The following is a 9,439-nucleotide window of genomic DNA, read 5'->3' as shown; positions in this document are numbered from 1 at the left end:
GGGAGAGGCGGCGCTCCGTCATAAACACGCATCGACGCCCTTGACCCATGGCCTGCCGCCGACGGATAGGTCTGTGCATCGATATGGGAGAGACCGGGCGACACCCGGCGCCGAAGGAGCAACCGCCCCGGAAACTCTCAGGCCAAAGGACCATGTCGACGCCAGGACACTGGCTTGACATCTTGAGAGTGACGCCATCCGGCGTCCGCCGACGGGATAACGATCTCAGGCGCAAGGGACAGATGGGGCATGCAGGCCGGTGACACCGGCGGAAGGACCGCATGCGCAGCCAACCCGTCACCACGCCGCTCGACCGCAATGTCGATCGTCCGATCAGCGTTGCCGAACTGTTCACGATCGGCATCGGCCCGTCGAGCTCGCACACCGTCGGGCCGATGCGGGCCGCGTTCGACTTCGCGCAGCGTACGCTGGGGCAGGGGGCACATCCGCAACGCGTCACCTGCGACCTCTATGGTAGCCTGGCACTGACCGGGCGCGGTCATGCGACCGACACCGCCACGATCCTCGGTCTGGCGGGCTGGGAGCCCGAGCGGCTCGATCCCGACGCTGCAACCGGCATTCTGGCGGGTATCCGCGAACGCCGGCAGCTGCCCCTCGCCGGCAGTCACGATATCGCCTTCACCGAGACCGACATCGTCTTTCATCCGCGGCAGTTCCTGCCCGAACACCCCAACGGCATGACCTTCACCGCGACGTTCACCGACGGGTCGGCGCATGGCGAAACCTATTTCTCGATCGGGGGCGGCGCGATCCTGCGCAAGGGCGCGCCGGTCGCGGCGACCAACGTCGCGGTCCGTTATCCCTTCGCCTCCGGCGCCGACCTGCTCACGATCGGCGATGCAAGCGGCCTGTCGATCGCCGATATGGTCCGCGCCAACGAAGAGGCGTGGCGCGCGCCGGCGGAGACCGACGCCTTCCTCGACGCGGTCCGCGTCGCGATGAGCGCCTGCATCGACCGCGGTATTGCGCAGGAAGGCATATTGCCCGGCGGCCTCAAGGTTCGACGCCGCGCGCACGCCATCGCGCAGGGGCTGACCGGTGACGTGCCCGGCAGCAACCCCGCCGAGGTATTCGAATGGGTCAGCCTGTGGGCCCTGGCGGTGAACGAAGAGAATGCCGCCGGCGGCCGTGTGGTGACCGCGCCCACCAACGGAGCGGCAGGCGTGCTGCCCGCGGTATTGCGCTTCTACGAGACACTGGTCGCCAAGGATGTTTCGGTCGAGGCGAGGGGGGAGGGCGCCCGCACCTTCCTGCTGACCGCCGCGGCGATCGGTATGCTGTACAAGAAGCGCGCATCGATCTCGGCCGCGGAGATGGGGTGTCAGGGCGAGGTCGGCGTCGCCTGTTCGATGGCGGCTGGTGCGCTCGCCGCAGTGCTCGGCGGCAGCAACCGCCAGATCGAGAATGCCGCGGAGATCGGTATGGAGCACAACCTCGGCCTCACCTGCGATCCGATCGGCGGGCTGGTGCAGATCCCCTGCATCGAACGCAATACGATGGGCGCGGTGAAGGCAATCAACGCCGCCTATCTCGCGCTGCGCGGCGACGGCAGCCACGTCGTCAGCCTCGATGCAGTGATCGAGACGATGCGCCAGACGGGCGAGGACATGCGCTCGCAGTATAAGGAAACGAGCCTCGGCGGGCTCGCAGTGAACGTGGTGGAGTGTTGACTTGTATGAATGTCGACATGTCGATATATGGACATCAGTGCAAGGCCTGATGGATCGCAAAAAACGCCTGATGACGCAATCGCACCACGCTACGTAGTCTGGCAGGCAGCTGGTCGACCGGACATATCGATAGGTCGCACTCGCCACGTGAGTGGCCTGTATGACGGTCAGGTATTGCGCAATCACCGTTGTCGCTCGTCGAACGCGGCGCGGGGTCGGCACCCGCATCGGTGCGCGGCAGCATTCGCCGTTCGTAACGTCGATGCCGGGCTTCAACCGGTAGACGCCGCCCGGCCCGGGCAGGGGGCCGACGTTGGCGAAGGCGGTCCTGAGCCGATGCAATACAATGCGCCTCGCCAATGCTATCCTGCCATCACATCCCACTCATCGATTCACGCTCTGACTCAGCACCGCCGGACTGATTCAGGAAATGCGTCGGACAGCTCGCCTCCACGCGCCTAGGATCGCGGCATGGACACGCTGCCGTTCACCCCTGTCGAACTCGTCGCGATCGATGCCGCCCGCAACATCCGCCGGCGCTGGCGGATCGCGGCGTATCGCGATCTGTTCGGGCAAGTGATGATCGAAACCGGCTGGGGGCGGATCGGCGGGCAGGGGAGGGAGCTGGTGCGCAGCTTCGCCGACGAGGGCGACGCGTTGCGTTACGTCCGGGCGCTGCTGGTGCGGCGGGGGAGCGCGACGCGCCGGATCGGGGTGGGCTATCGCCCCATCAATCCGACGCGTCGAGGTGTCGACATGCCTACAGGCCGAGCGCCTTCAGCACCTGCGCCCAGCTCGCATATTTGAAGTTCTGCGTGTCCGGCGCGTTGTCGCCATCCTGCGCCACGAACAACCCTTTGGGGTAATCCGGGCCGAAATCGCCCAGCGCCAGCTCGATACCGTCGGTGTCGCTGGTGCCGTCGATGGCGCCGCCATCGATGCGGAAGCGGCCGGCGTAGGTTACCCCCGGCAGGCGGTAGAGCGTGTAGGCGTTGTCGCCCTGGCTCGAGGCGACGAGGTAGCCACCGGTGCGACCGGACGGCGCCAGCGCGAGGCCCTCGGCGTCCGCGACCAGCGTCTTGCCGTCGACCTGCGCGATCGGGGTGGCGGTGGTGGGTGCAGCCGGGTCTGCGGCGAAGCGCCACAGGCCGACGTCCTCCTCGGCGACGTAGAGCAGCCCGGTGCGGTCGTCGACGACGCAGCCCTCCGCCTGCGTGGCCACCGTCATGCTACGCACCGTCGTCACGCGCGGAGAGGAGCCCGACACGTCGATCGCGACCTGGTCGATACGACCGTCCTTCAGCACGACGAAGCCGAACAGCGCCTTGTCCCTGGCGCGTGTCCACAGGCACATGCCGTATGCTTCGCCGGGGCCGACCGGATAGCGTCCCATCGGCACCAGTCGACGTGTCGACGTGTCGAGCGTGAACAGCGACACATGGGCCTGCGCCACGTCGGCGCGGTCGCTCGCTGCGGCGATGACGCGACCGCCGGATTCCCGCAGATCGACATTGTTGAGCCGCGCGGCGGGGGTGAAGGACACGCGCTTGCCCGTCAGGTCGTAGACGTGGATGCCGGCCTTCTTATCGGTGCCGATGACGAGACTGCGTGCCGGATCGGCGCGGTTGCGCCAGATCGCGGGATCGTCCGCCGCATCCGCCGCGGTGTCGACCGGATCGGTCTCCGCGACGGCAGCGACGTTCGGCGCCACCTGCGATGGCACCGATGCCACCGTCGTACAGCCCGCCAGCAGAAGGAAGGGGAGGGTGCGCCTCACAGCTTCACCCGCACACCGCCGAACAGCGTGTAGCCGAACTTCTCATATTCGTACGTCCGGTAACGCTCGCCGAAATAGCGCACCCCGGCGGAATTGGTCAGGTTCTTGCCCTCGGCGAACAGGTTGATGCCCTTGGTCAGCTGGACGCTGCCGGTGACGTCGAGCTGGCCGCGACCCTCCCAATACAGGTCGAGCGCGGGGTTATCGGCGTTGATCTCGTCGAGGTAATCGCTGCGCTTGGTATAGGCGACGCGCAGGTTCACCGGACCGCGTTCGTAGAAGACGCTGGCGTTCCACATATGCTTCGACTGGCCGGGCAGTGCGAAGCGGCTGCGGCCGGCATAGGCGACGTCGAACTGCGCATCGCCCTTGGTATAGGTGTAATTGGCGAACACGCCGAAGCCGCCGAGCAGGCCGGGCAGGAAACTCAACTGCTGCTGCCAGTTGACCTCGACGCCGTACAGCTTGCCCTCGCGCGCGTTGACCGGACGGCTGAAGATCGCCGGCAGGCCCTGATACACGCCGGTGCTGTTCACCGTGTAGCGATAGTCGGTCAGGTCCTTGTAGAAGCCGTTGACCGCGATCAGGCCCAATGGCCGGATGTAATATTCGAGGCCGGCGTCGGCATTGTTGGACATCGTCGGATCGAGGCCCGGCGCGCCGAATTCAACACGCACGGTGTTGCCCTCGGTCGTCTCGAGCACCCGCGGCGCAAGCTGCGGAAAGTTCGGGCGGTTGATCGCCCGGCTCAATGCGGCGCGCAGGATCAGGTTGGGCGTGAACGCCTGACGCAGCGTCAGATTGGGGAAGAAGTCGACATAGCCGCTCTTGCCCGATGCGGTGCCGACCACGCCGGTGCGCGAGAAGATTGGTGCCTGGCTCTGGAAGTTGGTCGTCTCGACGCGCAGGCCGGCGATCAGCGTCGTGCCGCCCGACACGAACTTGCCCATGCCGAACATGCCAAGGATCTGTTCCTCGGCAGTGTAATCGGCGGTCAGCGACTGCGGCAGGCGGCGTTCCGATGCGGCCTTGGTCGCATCGAAATAGGCATCCGCAAGACCGGTATCGATGCGCTTGCCGAGGTCGTAGTCGAAGTTGCGCGAATCCTCGTCCGACAGGAAGCCGGCAAGCGTCTGGCTCGGCGCGGCCGATGCGCGGCGATCGCGGAAGCGTTCCTCGTCGGCGTTGATGTGGCGTTCGCGATACTTGCCGCCGCTCGAGAAGGTCAGGTCGCCGACCGGCAGGTCCATCCGGACCGCGACGGTCAGTTCGTCGTTCTTCGTCGTGTTCGACCGATAGGTGTTCTCGCGGAACGCATAGGTGCCGGTCTGCAGATGCTGGTTGCCGGTGAACAGCGAATAGGACGGCAGGTTCGCATTCGCGAAATCGTAGGACAGGGTCGGCCGCAACGTCGAGCGGAACAGCAGTTCGTCGCGGCGCGGATAGGTCTGCGACGTCTCGCTATAGGCGACGTCGCCGCGGATCGTGCCTTCGCCCAGCCGCTGTTCGAACCCGCCGGTCGCCGACCAGATCTGGTTGATCTGCTTGCGGTGGCGCACCTGCTTCTCGATCCGCGTGTTGGCCCAGGTCGCGGCGCGATCGGTCGATCCGGCCTGCAACGTGCCCTCGCTCCACAGGATGCCGATGCGGTCGCGGAACTCGTCGTCCTCGAACCGGGCATAGGTGCCGCGCACCCACATCCGCGTCGCATCGGACGGACGCCATTCGAACGCGCCGGTGCCCGCCATGCGCGTGCGCTTGGTGTCGTAGTCCTTGAACAGCGTTTCCGTCACGCGCAGCCCGGCGGGCGTCTGCGACCACGTATTTTCGACATTGTCGGGGCGGCGGTGCGTGCGCGAATAGCTGCCCGACAGCAGCAGGCCGAACTGGCGGTCGGCGCCGAAGGTATCGCTGACCGCGCCCGATCCGCGATAGTCGCTGCCCTTGCCGAACTGGTTGTAGCTCGCACCCGCCATGCCGGTCAGCGCGAAGCCCTTGCGATCGAACGCCGACCGCGTCGTGATGTTGACCGCGCCGGCGATCGAATCCGCATCCTGATAGGGGAGCAGCGACTTGGTCACTTCCAGATTGGCGACGATGTCCGACGGCAGCGTGTCGAGATCGACCGCACGCGTCGTCGGATCGACCGAGGGGATCTGGATGCCATCGACCGAGATCGCGCTGAATTCGGACGGCGCACCGCGGACGTTGATGTAGCGGCCCTCGCCCTGATCGCGCTCGATGCCGACGCCGGGTGCGCGTTGCAGCGCCTCGGCGATGTTGGGATCGGGGAAGCGGCCGATCGCATCCGCCGAGATGACGGTGATCGTGTTGTCGGCGGACCGCTGCTGGTTGAGCGCGCGCGCGGTGTTGTCGAGCAGCGACGCGCCGGTGACGACGATGTCGGTCCCCGAGCCATCGGCATTCGTGCCGGCCGCGGGCAGGGTGAACGACACCGCGCTGCCGCGCTCGGCCGTGGTGACGGTGCGGGTGACCGCCGGGCGACCGAGATAGTCGATCAGCAGCGTCACTTCGCCCACCGCATCCGGCGTAGCGATGGTGAATTCGCCCTGCAGATTGGTGGTCGCCTGCGCGCCCGTCCCCTCAACGACGATGCGCGCGCCGGGCAGGGCGACACCGGTCGCATCGTAGACGCGGCCCGATACGATCGCGCCCGGTGCCGGCAGCGCGGCAGAGGCGGGGGCAGGGACGTCGTCCGCCATGCGAGGCGCGGCGAGGGCCGGCGCGGCGGAAACGGCGAGTGCGATGAGCGAGACACCCGCGAAGCCGCGGATGCCGGAACGAATGGCGTGCATGATGCTCCCCCCTGAGCGTGGGACGCCGGCGCCTGTCCGGCACCGGTCGTTCACCGCCCCCGTGGCGGGAGTTTGTTACGGGCGCATGCGATCGCGGTTACGGTCTAATGACAGGTACAATGGATAAGAGCCGCTCAAGTATTTACTTGAGCGTTAATTTGCTTAGGCGGTTATTTGAAGGAGTTCTCCACCGCTTATGACGATTGTTCCTGTGATCCTTTCCGGAGGGTCAGGTACCCGCCTGTGGCCGATGTCCCGCCCGGAAATGCCAAAGCAATTGCTCGCGCTGACTGCTGAAGAGACGATGCTGCAATTGACGGCGAAGCGGGCGCACGGCGAGGCCTTCGCGACGCCGATCGTGGTGGCCAATGCCCGACATGCGGATCATATCGACGATCAGCTGAAGGCGGTCAGATCGGCACCACAGGCAGTGATCCTGGAACCCGTTGCTCGCAATACCGCACCCGCCATCGCCCTCGCCGCGCTTGCCGCCCAGAGCGAGGATGCGCTGCTGGTGATGCCGTCGGACCACGTCATCGCCGATGTCGCCGCCTTCCATGCGGCGATCGAAGCCGCGATGCCGCTGGTGGCGGAAGGCTGGCTGGTGACGTTCGGGATCGCACCGGATGCGCCGGAGACGGGCTATGGCTGGATCAAGATCGGCGAGCCGCTGTCCTCTGGCGTGCACCGCGTCGTTCGCTTCGTCGAAAAGCCGACCCGCGAACGCGCCGAGGAGATGCTGGCATCTGGCGATTACGCTTGGAACGGAGGCATCTTCCTGTTCCGCGCCGACATCTTTCTCGGTGAGTTGGCCGCCCACGCGCCGGGCATCCTGACCGCGGCGCAAGACGCGATGGCGAAGGCCCGACGTGAGGGTGCAAGAATCTATCCAGATGCCGAAGCCTTCCGCACGTCGCCGTCGGATTCGATCGACTATGCGGTGATGGAGAAAGCGGAGCGCGTCGCGGTGGTGCCGGTCGACATGGGCTGGAGCGACGTCGGCAGCTGGGACGCGCTGCACACGATCAGCGACCGGGATGGCGACGGCAACGCGAACCGCGGCGAGGTACTGGCGATCGACGTGCGCGACTGCCTGATCCGATCGGATGGCATCCGTGTCGCAGCGGTGGGGGTCAGCGACCTGATCGTCGTCGCGAGCGGCAACGACGTGCTGATCCTGCCGCGGGGGCGCAGCCAGGAGGTAAAGAAGCTGATCGAGGCGATGAAGGGCGCCTGATAACGGCGCCTATCTTTGACGGCGCTTCGGCGTTTTACCAAAAAGTTGCAGGCACCGGCATGACTTACCTCGCGGTGCATGAACGGAAGGTTGTGCCGGTCGTTCAAACGGTTATCGTCACCCACGCAAAGTGGAGTCGTGCAGATGTCCGACGTTACGCAGTGCTTGCCGGAAGCCGTGGCATGACCCAGTCTCGGTGCATCCATATCGTTCGACCGAACGAAACGCTGTCGCGCATCGCGCACCGCTATGGCGTCAGCATCCGTACCCTCGCGCAGAACAATGGCATCCGTAACATCAACCTGATCCATGTCGGTCAGCGGTTGGCCATCGCCTCCACCGCGCGCGCGCGGCCGGCTGCCCGGATCGCACCGGCCACCGTCCCGGGAACGCCGGGCGCGGCCGTGACGCGGCTGAGCGGCGGGCGCCTGTCGCTGACCGCGACGGATGTGCTCAACATCAAGAAGACGCTCCAGACCGAATGGGTGCAGTCGGCCGGCGCGGATCAGGCCTACGGGATCATCGACACGATCCTCAACCGCACCGCCTCGCAACGGTGGGGCCGCACCGTCGCCGACGTGGTCAACGCCACCAACCAGTTCTCCGACATCAACGGGCCGATCTCCCGCCGCAAGGGGCGCCGCTCGGTCGCGCAATTGCCGGTGAGTTCGATCAGCCGGCGGGTCGACCAGCTGGTCGATGCCTATCTGGCCGAACGGGCGGCAGGACGCGGATCGAGCGTCGGATCGCACCTCAACTACGCCAACCCGCAATATTCCGACGCGAAGAACCTGGCGTGGATCAATGCGCTGGACGGACCCCGGCTGGGGCGGGGCAACGCCATCCATCATCATGGCACCGTGCCCGAACTCCAGCGTCATCGCCCCGGACATTTCCTGGTCGATCTCCCCGACATCGCACCGACGAGCGCGCCCGTCCCGATGAACGGGCGGCGCGTCGACGGCAATGCGATCGCGGCGGCCAACGGCGTCTCGGTCAAGAACCAGAGCGTGAAGCTGGGCCAGCTCGATCCCGCGATGGAAGCGGCGATCCGCACGGTCGCGACGGTCGCCCGCCAGCAGGACCTGCCGCCACCGGTGATCACGTCGGGCAACGACAGCCGTCACAAGCGCGGATCGTTGCATTATGCGGACAAGGCGCTCGATTTTCGCGGCAACAACATCACCGTTGTGCAAGGTCGGGCGTTACGCGATGCGGTCCGCGCCGGGCTGGGGTCGCGATATGATGTCGAGTTCGAGGTGTTTCCCAATGCGAGCAACAATCACCTGCACGTCGAATATGACCCGGACTGACGCCGGTCGCCATATCGATCGCCGTATCGGCTGGCGCGGCGCCTGCGTCGCGGCGGCCCTGTGCCTCGGTTCCTTGTCGGCCTGTTCGGGCGCGGCTTCGGTGCCGGAGGACAATGCAGCCGCCACGACCGACGTCGTGAGCCCCTCCGCGAACGCCGTCGCACCGGTGGAAGCGCCGGTCGTCGCCCGGCAGCCGACCGGCGCACCGGCACCGGCACCGGCACCGGCACCCATAGCCGACGCCGCGCAGACCGCCTCGCGCGTGATCGGCACGAAGGACAGGACGCTGAGCGACGGCAAGGTGTGCGAGGTGAGCTTCGTCTACGGCGGCCGCGAGCCCGAGAGCATCTTCTGGGAGGAACCCTGCGCCGGGGTCACCGCGAAGATGATGGATCGCCGCGAACTGGAGCAGCTGGGCCGGTGGGAACGGCTGGAGGATGCCGATCGCACGTTCGTCGAGCGAATGCCCGGCGGCAAGGTGCTCTACGTCGGCGGTCCGGCGTCCGCATCGGTCTATCCGGTCGGCACGACGGGGACGAGCTACGAGGTGTCCGTCGCCGACTGACGATCGCCCACGTCCTCGACGCCGCGTTTACCCCGTTTCA

7 protein-coding genes and 1 riboswitch are annotated in these 9,439 nt (G+C 66.5%); of the genes, 5 read left to right on the top strand and 2 right to left on the bottom strand.

Annotation, left to right across the window (positions count from 1 at the left end):
* Nucleotides 1–74 precede the first annotated feature (74 nt).
* Nucleotides 75–163: riboswitch (glycine riboswitch) on the top strand.
* A 118-nt stretch (nt 164–281) separates the two neighbouring features.
* Nucleotides 282–1,691 (top strand): L-serine ammonia-lyase, encoded by a 1,410-nt coding sequence (locus tag NF699_00340; GenBank protein ID USU03378.1) that lies wholly within the window; start codon nt 282–284, stop codon nt 1,689–1,691.
* A 471-nt stretch (nt 1,692–2,162) separates the two neighbouring features.
* A complete protein-coding gene (locus NF699_00335) occupies nt 2,163–2,498 on the top strand; it encodes a WGR domain-containing protein (protein ID USU03377.1) in 336 nt (111 codons plus the stop codon).
* On the opposite strand, the gene NF699_00330 is transcribed toward NF699_00335, so the two are convergent.
* Both NF699_00330 and NF699_00325 read right to left on the bottom strand, forming a co-directional pair.
* The gene (locus NF699_00330; protein USU03376.1) at nt 2,452–3,468 is read right to left on the bottom strand and encodes a phytase; all 1,017 of its coding nucleotides are present in this window, start codon (nt 3,466–3,468) and stop codon (nt 2,452–2,454) included. The two genes, NF699_00335 and NF699_00330, sit on opposite strands and share 47 nt — an antisense overlap.
* The gene (locus tag NF699_00325) at nt 3,465–6,284 is read right to left on the bottom strand and encodes a TonB-dependent receptor (GenBank protein ID USU03375.1); all 2,820 of its coding nucleotides are present in this window, start codon (nt 6,282–6,284) and stop codon (nt 3,465–3,467) included. Before NF699_00325 ends, NF699_00330 begins: the two co-directional genes overlap by 4 nt.
* Nucleotides 6,285–6,534: 250 nt before the next feature.
* Between NF699_00325 and NF699_00320 the strand changes: the two genes are divergently transcribed.
* From NF699_00320 to NF699_00310, 3 genes are all read left to right on the top strand, one after another.
* Entirely contained in the window at nt 6,535–7,521 is a 987-nt protein-coding gene (locus NF699_00320) for a sugar phosphate nucleotidyltransferase (GenBank protein USU03374.1), read from the top strand.
* A 182-nt stretch (nt 7,522–7,703) separates the two neighbouring features.
* Entirely contained in the window at nt 7,704–8,834 is a 1,131-nt protein-coding gene (locus NF699_00315; GenBank protein ID USU03373.1) for a LysM peptidoglycan-binding domain-containing protein, read from the top strand.
* On the top strand, nt 8,821–9,399 hold the full coding sequence (locus NF699_00310; GenBank protein ID USU03372.1) for a hypothetical protein: 579 nt from the start codon (nt 8,821–8,823) through the stop codon (nt 9,397–9,399). Before NF699_00315 ends, NF699_00310 begins: the two co-directional genes overlap by 14 nt.
* Nucleotides 9,400–9,439 lie beyond the last annotated feature (40 nt).

Source organism: Sphingomonadaceae bacterium OTU29LAMAA1 (assembly GCA_024072375.1).
GTDB lineage: Bacteria > Pseudomonadota > Alphaproteobacteria > Sphingomonadales > Sphingomonadaceae > Sphingomonas.
Note: the sequence above shows the minus strand (reverse complement) of the source record. Positions and strands in the feature narration are given on the sequence as shown.